General features: G+C 48.9%; 17 protein-coding genes and 1 pseudogene. 1 reads left to right on the top strand and 17 read right to left on the bottom strand.

What is annotated here, in order from left to right; genetic code table 11:
* From BLU30_RS14560 to BLU30_RS12380, 12 genes and pseudogenes are all read right to left on the bottom strand, one after another.
* Positions 1–155, bottom strand: a pseudogene (locus BLU30_RS14560) (sulfide/dihydroorotate dehydrogenase-like FAD/NAD-binding protein); the annotation flags it as partial.
* A 20-nt stretch (positions 156–175) separates the two neighbouring features.
* A complete protein-coding gene (locus tag BLU30_RS12330) occupies positions 176–1,033 on the bottom strand; it encodes a DMT family transporter (protein ID WP_090246808.1) in 858 nt (285 codons plus the stop codon).
* 7 nt (positions 1,034–1,040) lie between these two features.
* On the bottom strand, positions 1,041–1,529 hold the full coding sequence (ilvN, locus tag BLU30_RS12335) for an acetolactate synthase small subunit (protein ID WP_090246809.1): 489 nt from the start codon (positions 1,527–1,529) through the stop codon (positions 1,041–1,043).
* A gap of 9 nt (positions 1,530–1,538) precedes the next feature.
* A complete protein-coding gene (gene ilvB / locus BLU30_RS12340; RefSeq protein WP_090246811.1) occupies positions 1,539–3,176 on the bottom strand; it encodes a biosynthetic-type acetolactate synthase large subunit in 1,638 nt (545 codons plus the stop codon).
* A gap of 24 nt (positions 3,177–3,200) precedes the next feature.
* On the bottom strand, positions 3,201–4,352 hold the full coding sequence (locus tag BLU30_RS12345; RefSeq protein ID WP_090246812.1) for a DUF362 domain-containing protein: 1,152 nt from the start codon (positions 4,350–4,352) through the stop codon (positions 3,201–3,203).
* 9 nt (positions 4,353–4,361) lie between these two features.
* A complete protein-coding gene (locus tag BLU30_RS12350; RefSeq protein WP_090246814.1) occupies positions 4,362–5,219 on the bottom strand; it encodes a CvfB family protein in 858 nt (285 codons plus the stop codon).
* Between the two features lie 47 nt (positions 5,220–5,266).
* The gene (locus BLU30_RS12355) at positions 5,267–5,713 is read right to left on the bottom strand and encodes a hypothetical protein (protein WP_090246815.1); all 447 of its coding nucleotides are present in this window, start codon (positions 5,711–5,713) and stop codon (positions 5,267–5,269) included.
* A 15-nt stretch (positions 5,714–5,728) separates the two neighbouring features.
* Positions 5,729–6,199 carry a pantetheine-phosphate adenylyltransferase gene (gene coaD, locus BLU30_RS12360; RefSeq protein ID WP_090246817.1) on the bottom strand — a complete coding sequence of 157 codons (471 nt, stop codon included), beginning with the start codon at positions 6,197–6,199 and terminating at the stop codon, positions 5,729–5,731.
* Between the two features lie 4 nt (positions 6,200–6,203).
* Positions 6,204–6,761 (bottom strand): 16S rRNA (guanine(966)-N(2))-methyltransferase RsmD, encoded by a 558-nt coding sequence (gene rsmD / locus BLU30_RS12365; RefSeq protein ID WP_090246818.1) that lies wholly within the window; start codon positions 6,759–6,761, stop codon positions 6,204–6,206.
* A gap of 15 nt (positions 6,762–6,776) precedes the next feature.
* Positions 6,777–8,825, bottom strand: a complete 2,049-nt coding sequence (locus BLU30_RS12370; RefSeq protein ID WP_090246820.1) for an ATP-dependent DNA helicase RecG — start codon at positions 8,823–8,825, stop codon at positions 6,777–6,779.
* 21 nt (positions 8,826–8,846) lie between these two features.
* On the bottom strand, positions 8,847–10,466 hold the full coding sequence (locus tag BLU30_RS12375; RefSeq protein WP_090246822.1) for a DAK2 domain-containing protein: 1,620 nt from the start codon (positions 10,464–10,466) through the stop codon (positions 8,847–8,849).
* 11 nt (positions 10,467–10,477) lie between these two features.
* On the bottom strand, positions 10,478–10,825 hold the full coding sequence (locus BLU30_RS12380) for an Asp23/Gls24 family envelope stress response protein (RefSeq protein ID WP_090246823.1): 348 nt from the start codon (positions 10,823–10,825) through the stop codon (positions 10,478–10,480).
* 172 nt (positions 10,826–10,997) lie between these two features.
* Between BLU30_RS12380 and rpmB the strand changes: the two genes are divergently transcribed.
* Positions 10,998–11,186: a 50S ribosomal protein L28 gene (gene rpmB / locus BLU30_RS12385; protein ID WP_090246825.1), complete on the top strand. Its 189-nt coding sequence runs from the start codon at positions 10,998–11,000 to the stop codon at positions 11,184–11,186.
* Positions 11,187–11,369: 183 nt separating this feature from the next.
* On the opposite strand, the gene BLU30_RS12390 is transcribed toward rpmB, so the two are convergent.
* Genes BLU30_RS12390 through rlmN form a run of 5 tightly spaced genes read right to left on the bottom strand, consistent with a single transcriptional unit; the run spans position 11,370 to position 16,445 of the window.
* Positions 11,370–12,014 (bottom strand): thiamine diphosphokinase, encoded by a 645-nt coding sequence (locus BLU30_RS12390; RefSeq protein ID WP_090246827.1) that lies wholly within the window; start codon positions 12,012–12,014, stop codon positions 11,370–11,372.
* Entirely contained in the window at positions 12,011–12,892 is an 882-nt protein-coding gene (gene rsgA / locus BLU30_RS12395; protein WP_332583370.1) for a ribosome small subunit-dependent GTPase A, read from the bottom strand. The genes BLU30_RS12390 and rsgA overlap by 4 nt, the downstream gene beginning before the upstream one ends.
* Positions 12,893–12,903: 11 nt before the next feature.
* On the bottom strand, positions 12,904–14,667 hold the full coding sequence (gene pknB, locus BLU30_RS12400; protein ID WP_090246828.1) for a Stk1 family PASTA domain-containing Ser/Thr kinase: 1,764 nt from the start codon (positions 14,665–14,667) through the stop codon (positions 12,904–12,906).
* Positions 14,664–15,407 carry a Stp1/IreP family PP2C-type Ser/Thr phosphatase gene (locus tag BLU30_RS12405; protein ID WP_090246830.1) on the bottom strand — a complete coding sequence of 248 codons (744 nt, stop codon included), beginning with the start codon at positions 15,405–15,407 and terminating at the stop codon, positions 14,664–14,666. The genes pknB and BLU30_RS12405 overlap by 4 nt, the downstream gene beginning before the upstream one ends.
* 24 nt (positions 15,408–15,431) lie before the next feature.
* Positions 15,432–16,445, bottom strand: a complete 1,014-nt coding sequence (gene rlmN / locus BLU30_RS12410) for a dual-specificity RNA methyltransferase RlmN (RefSeq protein ID WP_090246832.1) — start codon at positions 16,443–16,445, stop codon at positions 15,432–15,434.
* Between the last annotated feature and the right edge of the window lie 30 nt (positions 16,446–16,475).

Here is a 16,475-nt window from a genome sequence, read left to right on the forward strand (position 1 = left end):
TAGTCACAGATGGTTAAGGGGATGCGTTCCCCCCGTTCATCCAGCCGGACGATGATGAATTGTCCGGGTTCACAATGCTTGGCGACCCGGGGAGCCAACACGTCCATCAGGACAATGTTCTCCGCCAGGTGTTCGGCTTTGACGATTTTGTACATAGTTCCTCCTCAAATAATTATTAATTCACTCCAGCCTGGCATTTTTCTGGCCGCAGGGTCAGTAGAATTCCGACCAAAATTGCAGCAAAACCAAGGATCGTAAACCCTGTTGGTTTCTCTCCGATAATAAAAAATACAAGGATGGGGTTTAGGATGGGCTCTAATAAGGATATAATGGAAGCCTCAAAGGCTGAGACCAGACGTACCCCCTTAAACAGAAAGAGATAGGCCCCGCCTAGCTGGACGACCCCCAAGAATATCAACACTAACCAATTAGACCACGAAATATTCAGAATGTCAATCTGATGATTAAATAAAAGCAGCATCCCAAAAGCCATGATTAAGTTAATAATCCCCACCTTGGAAAGATCATTCATGGGGTAATCCTTTTCCATTAAATACTGCTCTGCGGCGTAGGCGATTCCTGAGGCCAAGGCTAAAAGATTGCCGAATAGGGCCTGATCCCCACCTGCATTGGTGGGATCAAAGAGAATCACTAAAATCCCACAGAGAATGACGAGTCGGGGGACCAGCTCAGACATTACGATGGATTTCTTCCCACTGATCAAATAAAATAAATACAGCCAGAGGGGCGCTGTGCATTGCAGAATAATGGCATTGGCCGCCGTGGTCATCTTTGTTGCCGTCACAAAGGTCGCCGTTAAAAAACTATAGGCTAAAATCAATCCCACAAAGGATTTGTCAAAACGCAGCTTTTTCCACTGGATAAAGGGGATGAAAACAATCCCCGCAATGCCCCCACGGACAGCGGCAATGGTCATAGAGCTAGCGTCTACACTTTTAATGAGAACGCCACCGCAGCTTAAGAGCACGGTGGCGATGACGATACATAAAACACCCTTTTTTCGATTATCCATTCATTCCTCAGATCTTATGCTTTCCACGCTGAAGTCCCGTTTCACCTGAACGGACAAATTCCAACACACCAAAGGGCTCAATGATTTCAATAAAGGCATCAACCTTTTCCCGGGTTCCCGTCAGCTCCAGAATCAGGCTTTCCTTGGCCACATCCACCACCGATGCCCGGAACAGATTGGAAATCTGGACGATATTGGCACGGGTATCGTCATTGGCACGAACCTTAATGAACACCAGCTCCCGACGGATGGCTTCGCCATCCTTGAGCTCAATGACCTTAATGACATTGATCAGCTTATTCAGTTGTTTTTTAATCTGCTCCAGGATCCGCTCATCCCCCGTAACCACCATGGTGATCCGGGAGATCCTGGGATTCTCCGTGGTCCCGACCGTGAGGCTGTCGATGTTGTAGCCACGACGGGCGAAGAGTCCAGAAATCCGGGAGAGTACCCCGAAGTTATTTTCTACGAGTAGCGATAAACAATGCTTTTCCATTGTCCCCTCCTAAATCCGAATGAAATCTTCGTGGACCATGCATTCCACAAGGGTCGGGCCCTTATGGGCGATGGCCTGCGCAATTGCGGACTCAGCCTCCTCCGTGGTCTCGGCATGGAAGCCCTGGATACCGTAAGCCTTGGCCAAGGTCATAAAGTCCACAGAGAAACTAAGATCTGTCCCGGAGTAATGGTTTTTACCGTAATTGTCATGTTGGAGCTGGCGGACCATGCCCAACTTCCCATTGTTAATGAGAATGATATTCACATCCAGCTGGTACTCTGCAATAACCCCCAGCTCACCCATGGCCATCTGGAAGCTGCCATCCCCACAAACCGCAAAAATCTGTTTTGGGGTTTCCCGGGTGGCAAAGGCCACTCCAGCTGCTGCGGGAATGCTGTAGCCCATGGTGCCCAGACCTCCAGAGGTAAAGTAATGGCGATCTCCCATGACATGGTAGTACAAGGCAGACCAAATCTGATTCAGCCCAACATCTGCCACCAGAGTCGCATCCAAAGCCGCAATGTCTGACAAGCGGGTAAAGAACAGCTTAGGATTCACCAAATCTAAGTCCAGATGGCAATCGTACAGCACCGGGTGCTCTTCTTTTATTTTTTCAATCCCTGTCAGCCATGTCTTGGTATCCTTGTTAATGTCCTTTTCGATCAATTCACTCAGAACGATACGGGCATCACCCACAATGGGGATATTGGTGTCATCGATATTTTTACCGATTTCAGCCGGATCAATATCGATATGGATCAGCTCCATATTATTCATACTCCCCACATTATTCATGGTGCCCCGATCCGACATCCGTGCTCCCACACAGATGCATAAATCCGCCTCATCCATAATATGATTGGAATACTCATAACCATGGCTTCCCACAATGCCGGCATAGAGGAGATGATCCTCGGGAAAAGCCCCAATCCCCATAAGACTAGTGATAACTGGGATGCTGTTTTGCTCAGCAAAGGTTAAAAGCTCTTCCTGAGCTTTACTGAGGAGAACACCGCCCCCGGCGTAAATCACAGGTCGTTTGGCGGCCTTTATCTTCCGGATAGCCCGGCGAATTTGTCCCATATGGCCTTCGTAGGTTGGCTTATATCCACGGATATCCACCTCATCCACATATTTGATATTTTTAATGGTCTCAAGCTGAACATCCCGGGGAATATCGATTAAAACGGGCCCCGGACGACCAGTGGATGCAATATGGAAAGCCTCCCGGATAATTCGTGGCAGGTCTGCCGCTTCCTTTACCAGATAAGAGTGTTTGGTAAAGGGTGCCGTTGCTCCAAAGATATCGGCCTCCTGAAAGGCATCCGTCCCAATGAGATCCCGGTTAACCTGCCCGGTGATGGCGACAATAGGGATGGAATCCAGATAAGCGGTTGCAATCCCCGTGACCATATTCGTGGCTCCGGGGCCTGAGGTCGCTAAGCAAACCCCTACCTTTCCAGTTTCACGGGCATAGCCACTGGCATAATGGGGTCCCGCCTGTTCATTTCTCACAAGGACATGCTCGATGGGAGATTCACGGAATGCCTCATACAAGGGCAGCAGAGCCCCACCGGGATACCCAAAAATAACGTCTACATTTTCTTTTTCAAGGCATTTAAGTATTAATTTTGATGCTAACAATAGAATCACTCCCCTCTTTTGTATTTATCGGTATATAAAAATCCGCCCCAACAGCGGCGTTTTAACAACAATGGCCTTTTTCGGGCACATTTCCTGGCAACAATAGCAGCGAATGCAGCGGTGATAATCGTACTTCGGATACCGATCGCTGCCCACCTCCTGCCAATGCAAGGCTTTTTCCTCTAAAGGACAGCTGGCAATGCAAATGCCACACTGGACACAACGTTCCCGGATAACCACAGGCTTCCGCGTCAGCCAATTTTTAAAAAATTTTAGATTACTTAGACTGATGGTGCTTTCATCCTTGACCGGAATCCGTTCTACAGAAAAATTATCATTTATCAAATCACCTAAAGGATCTCCCAACAGCGTAATTTCGTCCTGAAGGTAGGTTCCCAGGCCCATCTCTTCCCCTGCGGTGATGGTGGGCACAAAGGATGGGTCCAGATCCACCAACCGGGCAAAGGTAGCATCCAGAGCCACGGGATCATCAGAAATCAAAAGACAATTCATTTTGACCGGGGTTCCCGATGCCGGACCATTGCCTTCCATGGCGGTAATCCCATCCATGATGAAGAGCCGGGGTGCAATGCATTGGTTCAAGTCGACCAGCATTCGGCTAAACTGTAAACTATTTGGAAACCGGGCATGGCTCGCCCCTTTATTAAAGCCATAGACACAGCCTAATTGGTTTTTAACCGCCCCTGTAATTCGGGTAAGTCCATGGGTCTTCATCTTGCACAGACTAATTAAAGCATCCGTTTCGATGACGGACTGGGCTAACTCAAAGCGCTTGGTAACCTCCCCACCAGGGTAGGCCACCGTTTGACCCCGATCGAACACGCCCTGGGGAATACCGTGGGCCTCGGCCACCGCAGCCAACCCCACTTCCGAAGCCACCTTTTCCGGTGCCCCCAAACCAGGGGAATCCCCATAGGTCAGCTTGGTGCACTGGGCCTCTTCTAACAAGCGAATGACACCTTCAAATACAGCCGGATGGGTGGTACAGCCGCTCTCTATTTTCTTACTCCGCAGCATGTTGGGCTTTAAGAGAATTTTCTCTTCCGGAGATACAAAACGGGTGATCCCACCCAGCTGGGCCATACCCCTCTTAAGGGCTTCGTACACCTGCTCCCCATCGTAGCTGGTGCATTTAACGATGACGACTGTCGACATGGCCATCACCTAATGGCGACTTTCTGACAGGGTAATCCCCCGGCTGGTGATCCGAATTTTCTTGGTTTTCAGCAAGTTACCAATGGCCCGTTTAAAGGAGGCCTTGCTCATATGGAATTCCTTAGCAATAATGGCTGGCGGTGTTTTATCATTGTAGGGCAGTGATCCCCCTGCCGCCATAAGCTTCTCATAAATTACCCGGGCATCCTGGGGGATTTCCTTGTATGCCTTGCGGTTGGGGCTAAGGGCCAGTTTGCCATCCTTTCGGATTTGGGTCACCCGGGCCTTAACCGAATCACCACAGTGCACATCTGCACTGATCATTTCCTTCAAGGGAACTAAGCCATGGTATTTTAAATCCACCGCCACAAAAGCCCCCATTTCCGGATTAATCTGATAGATATAACCTTCCACCCAATCCCCGACCTTATAGGGCGTTTCGTTTTCCAACTTGGGGTATACTTTCATCGTTGCGCACAGGCGGCCACTTTTATCCAGATACAGCTCCACCAAATATTCCCGGCCAATCTGTACCTTGGTAATTTGCTCGCTATAGGGGAGGAGCACATCCTTTTCCAGCCCCCAGTCCATAAAGGCCCCCACCCGGGTGATCGCCACCACCTTCAAAGGTGCCAGCTCTCCCATAAGTATTTTAGGCCGCCTTAGGGTGGCAATGGGCCGGTCCCCGGAATCCCGGTAGACAAAGACTGATAGGGTATCCCCCACAGCCGCACCCTTAGGCAATTCCTTCCCCGGCATCAACACCGCATCCTTTTTTTCTTTTTTATCCCGAGGGTCCACCAAATATGGCCCAATTTTTGAAATCCGATCAATGACCAGATCCTGAATCTTTCCAACTTCTATCATTCTATTCTCCTTGCTAAAATCGGGACTTGCAACCAAGTCCCGATTCATCATTTAATATCCTTTAGTTCTTTGCGATTTGCTTCGATTTGATCATTGATTTCTTTGAGCTTGATTTGAAGATTATATAAAATTTTATCCGAATAATGCTGGGTCCCAATGCGGATTTCCTTGGCCTGGGTTTGGGCATTTTCAATGATAACTTCCGCCTGGGTTTGGGCATTCTTTGTAATTTCGCTGTTATCGATGACCTGCCGCAGCTTACCCTCCACATCATTTTTCAAGCGATCCGCATCAGCCTGGGCCTCAAACAAAATTTGCTTGCGCTCTGCCACAATCTTACGGGCCTCTGCCAACTCCGGCGGGAGGGCAGTCCGGATTTCATCCAAAATCTCTATAATTTCCTCTGGATTCACTAAGGCTTTTGATGAGAAGGGAACAGAATTCCCCTTTTCCACCAGCTCTTCCACCTCGTTGATTAATTCCAAAACTTTCATTATACTGCCTCCAATCTATTTCAAGCGCAGCGCGGCTTCCACCTCTGGCGGTACCAGCCCGCTGATATCTCCTCCAAAGCCCAGGAGCTCCCGGACCGCTGAGGAACTAATATACTCATGTTCATGGCTGGCCATCAGATACACGGTATCAATATCCTTCGCCATCCGTTTGTTAAAAAACTCCATGTTGTTTTCATATTCAAAATCCCGGTTATTTCGAAGTCCTTTAATCACGACATCGATTCCACGGTCCACCACATAGTCCATCAAAAGCCCTTCATAATGGTCCACCTGGATATTCCCCCGATCAGAAAGGACGCTTTCAAGTAGTGCAATGCGCTGCTCCAAGGGGAAAAGATACTGCTTCGTGGTATTCACCATGACGCAGACCACAATCTCATCAAAGATGGCAGATGCCCGTCTGATAATGTCCAAATGCCCCGTTGTCATGGGGTCAAAGCTGCCAGGATATACTGCCTTCGCCATACCTTCACTCCTCACCGTAATAACTGATGACGGTGTTTCCATATTTTTTCTCTTTTGTTTTCACAAAATTACAAATCGTTAAAGGCATTATAACAGATTTTTCATGCTCCATCATTATAATTCCTTCAGATTTCAGAATTTTTTTATTTGCCATAGCCTCAATGAGGGCAATGCTTTCCTCTCCTTTAACGTAGGGCGGGTCCATAAACACAAAATCACAGGACACGCCCCCCTGAGCCAGGTGTCCGATCCCTGCCTTGGCCGACATCCGACCAATCTTTGCCCGATCTCCAAAGCCTGCTTTCTCCACATTCTTTTCAATCAACCGGACACTCTCTGTATCCACATCAAAAAACCAGGCCTCCCTGGCTCCCCGGCTGAGGGCCTCAATTCCCATGGCACCACTCCCCCCGAAAAGATCCACAAAGATAGACTCCCCATCCAAACGCATTTGGATGGTATTAAAAATGGCCCCCTTTATTTTATCCGTTGTGGGGCGAATACGTTCATCCTTAGGCTCATACAGCCGCATCCCCCGCTTTTCACCTGCTATGACACGCATTGGCGCCTCCTTTTCTTAATTCATGGTAATTTCCACACTCTGGTAAAAATCTTCAATAATCCTGGAACGAAGGGACATGGTTTGTGCATCCTTAGCGTCTAGGATTTCCTTGGCAATTTCCCGGGTTTGAGCAATAAGCTCCAAATCCTCGTAGGGGTCCAGGGCCTTAGTGGAGGGAAAGCCATGCTGCCGGCATCCGAAGTAATCCCCGGGACCCCGCAACCGATAATCCTCCTCTGCAATCTTCTGACCATTGGTATGACAAACGACCGCCTTCATCCGCTCGATGGTCTTCTCCCCCCGAACATTAGATACCAGAAAGCAATAAGCCTGTTGATCCCCACGACCGGCCCGACCCCTCAGCTGATGAAGCTGGGACAAGCCAAAGCGGTCGGCACTTAAAATCGTAATCACCGAGATTCCCCGAACATCGATGCCAACCTCCACAATACTGGTGGCCACTAAAAGCTTCAGCTCCCCGGCATTATAATCGCCGATAATCCTTTTTTTATCCGCATCGGACATCTTTCCATGGAGACACCCCACGGAATAACGTCCCCTAAAGTGTTTTTCCATTTCTGGATACACCCGCTCGATATCCTTCACATCCTCTAAGCCCTCGGCCTCCTCAATGAAAGGACAAATCATCAGGGCTTGATATCCCTTGTCCATTTCATCTGCCATAAAATTCAAAATTTTGGGGAGTGCTTTTTCTCCATAGAAATAGGTTTTAATCTTCTTTCGTCCACTGGGCATCTCATCGATGGTGGAAATATCCAAATCGCCATAGAGCACCAGAGACAGGGTTCTTGGAATGGGGGTTGCGCTCATGACCAGGGTATGGGGCTGATGCCCCTTTAACCCAAGCTTACCCCGCTGGCGAACCCCAAAGCGATGCTGTTCATCGGTGATGACCATCCCCAAATTGTAATAATCAACACTGTCCTGAATCAGTGCATGGGTTCCAATAACCACCTGAACCTCTCCAGAAGCCACCCCTTCCAGAACCTCTCGCCGTTCTGCCGGCTTCATACTCCCTGTGATTAAGGCCACGGTAATGCCATAGGGCTTTAAATACGCCTCGAAATTTCTGGCATGCTGGGCAGCCAAAATCTCCGTGGGTGCCATATAGGCCGTTTGATACCCCGATAATCCCATAAGGTAGGCACAGGCCACTGCAATTACGGTTTTGCCGGACCCCACATCCCCCTGAACCAGGCGATTAATGGTCTTTCCTTCCCGGAAATCGCCAATGATATCACTGAGAACCCCCACCTGGCCGCTGGTCAGCTCAAAGGGCAGCCCCCGTTCAAAACGGCCCAGCTGGCCAAAATTATGGATTTGAATTTTCGATGGCCCCAGGGAAACGCGGTTACTCAAAATCCCCAGATTTATTTTAAGGGCCTCGTCAAATTTTATTCGCCGCTGACCCCTCGCTACCTCTTCCAAACACTTTGGATGGTGGAGCATCTTAACCACCTCGGCCATCCCCGGTAAATCAAATTGGTCCCGATAATTCTGAGGCAAGGAATCTTCAATCCCTAAATCCCCCTCCAGGGCCTTTTGAATGTATTTTTTAAAGGTTTCCGGGGGAATCCCCTCGACCTTGGGATAAACTGGTGTTAACTCAAAAAAATCCCCGGGCTGGTCTGCCCGTACAAATTGAGGGCTATACAGTACATGCCGGCCTTTCTTAACGGTGACACGGCTATAAAAATGGTACACCTTGTCCACCGCAAAATGCTCGGCTAACCAAGGCTGGTTGAACCACACCGCCTCTCCCCGGACCACCTGTCCCCCGGATAATATTTCCTCAATGGGCAATACAAAAAGGGACAGGCTCCTGCGGATCCGCCGAACCGTCCCTTTCTTTGCGACCACTGCCGTTACCGTCACACACTGGGCTGTTTCTGTAAGCAATGTGCCGGTTTCGCTGCGATCCAGGTATTTTCGGGGAAATATCCCCAGGAGGTCCCCAACAGATTCCACACCAAAGGCCTTTAGGGCCGCTTCACGCTTCGGCCCCACCCCAGGAATTGTCCGTACCGGATCTTTGATCGCCATCTTTTACCTCTTTATATCATTCTACTCCACCGAAACGATGTAGTAATACAGCGGTTGACCGCCGTCGTTCACTTCGATATCGCAGTCACTAAAATCCGCTTCCAGGGACTCTGCCAGAGACTCTGCCGTCTCCGCTTCCACCTCATGTCCAAAGTAAATGGAAATCAGCTCGCTGTCCTCGTCCACCATTTTCTGCAGCAGCTCCACCGTCACAGCATCGACAGCCTTACCCTTTACAACGATTTCTCCACCGTAAATACCAATAATATCGCCTTTTTTAATCTTTAAGCCGTTAAATTTAGTATCCCGCACCGCATAGGTCACCTCACCGGTTTTAACATCGGCAATGACTGCCTGCATATCGTCCCCGTTTTTCTGGGCGTCCAGCTCTGGGTTAAAGGCCAGCATAGCGGTTACGCATTGGGGAATGGTCTTAGTGGGGATGACATGAAGATTTTTATCTGAGATGGCCACCGCCTGATTGGCCGCCATGATAATATTGCTGTTGTTGGGGAAAATGAAAATATCCTTAGCATTTAGCTTTTCCACTTCATCCAAAAAATCCTGGGTACTGGGGTTCATGGTCTGTCCCCCGGAAATTACCCGGGTAATGCCAAGATCATGGAAAAGATGGGTAAGCCCCTCCCCTGGAGAAACGGCAATAAAGCCATAGGGAACCTCAGGAGAATCCTCTTCCTCCCCTTCCTCTGGCACGCCTAGCATTTCCCGCATATTATCCACCTTCATCCGGATCAGCTCACCGTAGGACAAGCCTTTTTCGAAGGCCTGACCCGGATGGTCTGTATGCACATGAACCTTGATAATATCATCATCTTTAATGACCAGTACACAATCTCCGATGGTATTTAAAAACTCACGCAATTCATTGTCATCGGCGTCTCCCGCTTCCTTAACAATGAATTCCGTACAATAACCAAAGGTAATATCCTCGGGACGCATCCCGGAGTCATCCACGAAACGGTCCCGGTCGCCGATATCAAAGCGCACCTCTTCCGTAAGCTCCTGATTTGTCAGCGCCAGATATCCCCCTTCCATAATGAAGATGAGACCCTGGCCCCCAGCGTCCACCACACCAGCTTCCTTCAGCACCGGCAGCATATCCGGTGTTCGGGATAGGGCATCCTTCCCCTGGGCAATGACATCCTTTAAGAATACATCAATCTCCCGATATTCATCGTGATGGTCCATGGCAAATTCCGCCATTTCCCGTGCCACCGTGAGGATTGTCCCTTCTGTGGGCTTCATAACTGCTTTATAGGCCGCATCGGCCGCAGCGCGAATGACCTTTGCGGCGCCAAACACATCCAGGCTGTCTTTATCTTTACAGCCATCGGCCACCCCACGCAGCAGCTGGGAGAGGATGACCCCGGAATTCCCCCGGGCGCCAATAAGGGCACCGCTGGAGGCTGTTTTTGCCACAGAGTACAGATTCGTGCTGTCGAGTTTTGCCAACTCCCCCACGGCATGGGAGAAGGTCAGAGACATATTCGTCCCGGTGTCACCATCGGGCACGGGGAAGACATTGAGTTCGTCCACCGTCTTTTTATTGATTTCCAGATTTTTAGCACCGTATTCGAACATTTTCTTCAGCATCTCGCCGTCGATTCTATTTAACTCCATTTTAACCTCCGTTATACCCTGACGCTGACGACATTCACGCTGACCCGCTTCACCTTCAGTGATGTCTGTTTTTCGACGCAGTATTTCACTGCAGAAATAATATTTTCAGCCACGACCGAAATCTTGATGGCCTGCTCGACGATAACGTACAGGTCGATGATCAGCCGGCCGTCCTCGTCGATCTTCACGCCCACACCCTTGCTGGAATGCTCCTTGGTCAGAAGCTCGATGAGGCCATCCTTCCCGCGCTGGTGAGCCATGCCGACGAGTCCATAACATCCCATGGCCGCAGTTCCAGCGATATCGGCAATGGCTTTACGTGATATTTCGATATACCCAAGTTCATTTTCGATTTTCATTGTATAATCTCCTTAAGTTCAAAAACTCAAAATTACCCATTGTTTCTTTATATTCTACATTTTTTTCGGGATAAAGTCAAAAATCTTATTGCATTATTTTTTGCTTCTGTGATATAATGGCTTCTGTTTGATAGACGAATAAGTTAGAACTGAATAAGGGAGGTAAATATAGATGGCTAAAGAATGCTTTGTGTGCAAGAAACATGTCGTTGCTGGCAACTCTGTTTCTCACTCTAACAAACATAACAAGAGAATCTGGAAGCCCAACCTGCAGAAAATCAAAGTAATGGTCGATGGCACACCTCAACGTGTCCACGTCTGTACAAGATGTCTGCGTTCCGGTAAAGTCGAACGTGCGTAATCAGACCACCTAAAAGGGGGTTGTCCTATGTGCTGATGGAAATCAGCAATGGGACAGCCCTCTTTTTATATGCCCTATTCTGTGCTATGTTGTATTGAAAACTATTTTATGTGGGCCTTTCTGCTCCTGGGCTTTTACGATACCCTGGCGGTATAGGCCTTCGTTATTAAAAGCCATTAAACCCTACTCGTGGACCACGTCCACCAGGAGGGTTCCACTTTCCACAATAATCTCCTGCTGCTTCGCCACCACTACATTACTCACCCCCAGCCCCGCAGCCAGATGGTCCAAGTCCGCCCGGTCCAGGGGATACTCAAAGCCCCTTAGGGTAACCCCTTCAGCCCGGTCGGTATAGGCAATGACGGATAAGGTGGTACCCACAGGCAATTCCAGGGCCCTTCGGTCCTCCACTAAAAACAAGGTGTTGTATTCGTCCACAATACGGCCATAAACCCCAGCGGCCTGAAGCCGCCCCAGAAGATGAATATTGCTCAGGCTATGGTCCATTCGGGTGCCCAAAGCCCCCAGAAGGAGGATTTCGGTACAGCCCCTCTCCAGACACGTGGTGATGGCCAGCTCCGTATCGGTCTCGTCCTTATGGGTGGGATGGACCACCATGGGAATCGCCATTTTTTTGATCTGTTCCAAAACCCCGGGGGCGATGGAGTCAAAATCCCCAAGGACCACATCCGGCCGTATCCCCAGGGCTAATGCCGTTTCTGTTCCTTTATCGGCGCACAGGATATAGGCCGGCCTTTCCTTTTTCAGAAGCCGGGTATAGAAATCCAAATTCCGGTAGCGTCCCCCGGTAAAGATGATGGCCTTCATCGCCAGCTCTCCTTTTTTCCTAAAAAATCGTATAACTCCAAATAGTGCTCATATCGAAGGGGATTGATGGCCCCTTCCTCCACCTGGGCTTTCACGGCGCATTTCGGCTCGGAGCGATGGGTACAATTCATAAATTTACAGGCTCCCTGGGCAAACTCCGGGAAGTAAAATTTTAAATCCTCCGCGGTCATTTCTTCATCGATATCCAGGGAGGAAAACCCTGGGGTATCCAGCAAATAACCGCCACAATCCATGTTAAGCAGCTCCACGTGTCTCGTGGTATGCTTCCCCCGGCCAAGCTTTTCACTCAGTCCCCCGGTTTCCATCTCGCTGGCAGCGCACAGGCGATTGGCCAAAGTGGATTTTCCTACGCCAGAGGGTCCCGCTAAAAAGGCTGTTTTTCCAGACAGCAGGTCTGTCAGTGCCTTTAAGGACCCGGTTTCCACATTACTGACAGGGACGATGGCATAGGGGGTATCCTTAAACACCGCAGCTATTTCTTCCACTGCTTCAGCTGAAACTAAATCCGTCTTGGTAATGCAGATGATGGGCTCCACTTCCCGATATTCTGCTGTAATCAGCAACTTGTTCAACAAAAAAAGATTCGGATCGGGGTTGGCGGCGGCAAAAACAATAATAGCCACGTCCACATTCGCCACTGGTGGGCGTACAAAGGCGTTTTTACGGGTTTTAATGGTATCGATGGCGGTTTCCTTCCCATCCACTGCTACATCCACGTAATCCCCCACCATCGGGGTTATTTTTTGATGTCGGAATTTTCCCCTGGCCTTGGTTTCTAATAAAGCAAGGGAACCGGTGGGTCTTACGTAGTAAAACCCTCCGATTCCTTTAATAATGCGTCCTGATATTTTCTTCATATTCGGTCTTCTTAATTGTCCGGAGTCGGTGTTGGTTTCACCGTTGTCGTCGGGGCCGGCGTTGCAGTGGGTGTCGGTTCCGGTCCAGAGCTGACGACATAGTTTACCGCTGAACCCCGTTCCGTCTGGGTTCCCTCAGAGGGGGATTGGCGGATGACCACGCCAGCGGCGTAGGTCGAACTATGCTCTTCCGTCACGGTACCCACACTCAGTCCATTGGCCTGGATTCGGGAGTCTGCATCGCTTTTAGCCAGACCTACAATTCCTGGTACATTGACCACATCCGGTCCTTTACTGACATACAAGGTTACCTTGCTCTTTTCTGCCACTTGACTGCCCTCGCCTGGGCTGACCTTAAAGACCGTACCCGTGCTATAATCCGAGTTGAACTCCCGCTGGATTTCCCCAACGGCAAGCTTTGCCCCTTCTATGGCTGTAATGGCATCATTTTCGGAAAGACCAACGACCGATGGGACGCCGACGCTTTGGCTGCCCTTACTAATGCTAACTTTAACGGTTTTTCCCTCTTGGGATGTCGAACCAGCCGTGGGATTTTGGGAGACGATTTTTCCAGCATCCACAGTGCTGCTGTACACTTCTTTTTCAACTTCCAAGGTGAGCTTAAGGTTATTGAGAGCGGTAGTGGCCTGCTCCTTCGTCATATTTGTAACATCTGGAACGGTCACATTTTTCTTGGGTGAAAAAGCATTAATGGCAACAACAGCCAAAATGAGGACGATCACCGCAGCAATAACACCCAGGATGATCATTTTTTTCTTTTTCTTCCGGTTTTGTAAATTATTTAAACCAGTTTCATCGATGTCATCATCATCGGGAATGATCGGCTGGGCCATGGTTGCCGGCTCGACCTTAAACAGTCCATCATCACCTAAATCATTAAAGAGTTCATCAGTATTTGACGCCCTGATCCCACTGGCCATGCCAACAGCCGCTTCCGAATCCATCATCAGACGGTCTAAATCCGCCACCAGTTCATCGACATTCTGATAGCGTTCCTCAGGTTTTTTCTGGGTCAGCTTCAGGATGACGGCATTGACGCTATCCGGTATATTCGGATTGATCTCCCTGGGTGGCACAATCTCTTCCCGAATGTGTTTAATGGCGATAGTAACAGTGCTTTCCTCGTCAAAGGGAAGCTCTCCGGTGACCAACTCATAATACATAATTCCCAGGGAATACAAGTCTGATCGTTCATCAACAAAACCGCCCCGGGCCTGCTCAGGTGAGATATAATGGACCGATCCCATGGTCTGGTTGGTCATGGTTACCGTCGAACTAGTTACCGCCCGGGCAATCCCAAAGTCAGTGACCTTGGGCACTAAGTCCCTGGTCAGTAAAATATTGTGGGGCTTGATGTCCCGGTGGATAATCTTGTGTTCGTGGGCACATTTTAAGGCTTCTGCCACATCGATGATAAAATTAGTGGCCTCTTCATAGTCCAAAACGCCCTTTTTATCCAGGTATTGCTTTAAGGTAATCCCATCCACATATTCCATGATGATGAAATAAACATCATCGTCCACCCCGACGTCGTATACCGATACGATATTGGGGTGGGTCAGACCTGCCGCTGCCTGGGATTCCCGGTCAAACTTTTTAATGAATTGTTCATTCTCCGTATACTCATCCCGGAGGACCTTTACCGCAACAAAGCGGTTAAGCTTTAAATCCTTTGCCTTGTATACGTAGGCCATGCCTCCGCGTCCAATGAGCTCTATGATTTCATAACGACCATTTAACAATCGACCGATCATATGGCATTTTCTCCTTCCTGGGGATCAAAAATAATGACGGTGATATTGTCGTTTCCACCGTTTCGATTCGCAGTGTTGACCAGTTCCTTTGTCGCTTCCTCCATATCTTCCTCCAGGACGATACGGCGAATCAACGTTTCGCTTACCAGATTATACAAGCCATCGGAGCACACCAGGAATTTATCCCCTGGTCCTATGGTATATTCAAATAAATCCGTTCTGACCACCTCATCAGTGCCAAGGGCCCGGGTAATGACATTCTTTTGGGGATGGGTCTTGGCCTGGCTGGAAGAAAGCCGCCCTTCATCCACCAACGCCTGAACCAGGGAGTGGTCCTTCGTAAGCTGTTCGATTCCCTCCCGGTTAATCCGGTAAGCACGGCTATCTCCCACATGAGCAATAACCAAATTCTCACCGTCCACAATACAGAGGGTCAGCGTGGTCGCCATTCCCCGTAATTCTTCGTCACGAAATCCAGCTTCCAAAATCTGTTGGTTGATCCCATTGACAAAGGTATTCACCTGTCCATAATCAGTATAATCCCCAATTCCCGCGATATTTGTTTTGATATAATCGACAGCCATCTCACTGGCCACCTCACCGGACTGATGTCCCCCCAGTCCATCAGCGACAACGAAAATATAACAGATTTCGCCATCCTTTTCAAAATTCGCAGCAAGGTAAGCGTCCTGATTCACTTTTCGTTTCACACCGATATTTGAAGAATATGCACACTTCATCTATTTTATTCACCTCAAAACGCACTAATTGTTCGTCTTTCTACGTAGTTGTCCACATGCAGCGTCAATATTGCCGCCCATTTTCCTTCTCATTGTACAATTAATGCCCTTCTTTTTCAACTGACCCTCAAAAAAGTTTACATTATCGCTACCTTTATATACACTTTCGCTAACAGAATTAAGTCTAATGAGGTTGATATGGCAGTTTTGGCCTCCAAATAGCCGGACCAGTTCATCCACATCCGCCTGACGGTCATTAAAACCGGCAATCAAAGCGTATTCGAAGGAAATCCGACGTCCTGTAATTGTAAAGTAATTGTTACAAACCTTTAGTAATTCATCCATAGAATAACGTTTTGCAATGGGCATCAGCCTTTCCCTCTGATCCTGGAAGGGGGAGTGGAGGGAAATGGCCAAATTGATTTGCAAATCCTCCTTGGCCAATGCCTCTATTTTAGGCACCAGCCCGCAGGTGGAGACGGTTATTTTCCGCTGCCCAATCCCCCATCCCTTATTGGCTATTTCGATAAAGGCTAATAATTCATCGTAATTATCCAGGGGTTCGCCAATCCCCATCAGCACCACATTGGATATCCGAACTCCCTTCGCCTTTTCCACTAAGTAAATTTGATCTAGAATTTCTCCGGCCCTCAGATTCCTAACCTTGCCACCCAGGGTAGAGGCACAGAAGGCACAGCCCATGGCGCACCCCACCTGGCTGGAAACACACAGCGAATAACCATGTTTATAGGACATCAGCACGGTTTCCACACATTCTCCATCCAGTAAACGAATTAGAAATTTAGAGGTACCATCTCCAGGGTCATGCTGCTCCTCCACAATCACGCCATGCCCTATCCCATAGCGTTCCGCCATCCCTTCCCGCAAAACTGCGGGTAAATTCGTACAATCCGATAAATCCTCCGCTTTTTTTTCGTAAAGCCACTCATACAACTGCCTCCCCCGGTATTTCGGTTCTCCCAGAAGTTGCATCACATCCTGGCACTCAGCCAGGGTTTTTCCGAATAAATATTCCATTAAGATTCCTCTCGTTATTTTCATATCAAA

The organism is Eubacterium barkeri (genome assembly GCF_900107125.1).
In the GTDB taxonomy this organism is placed as follows: Bacteria; Bacillota; Clostridia; order Eubacteriales; family Eubacteriaceae; genus Eubacterium_O; species Eubacterium_O barkeri.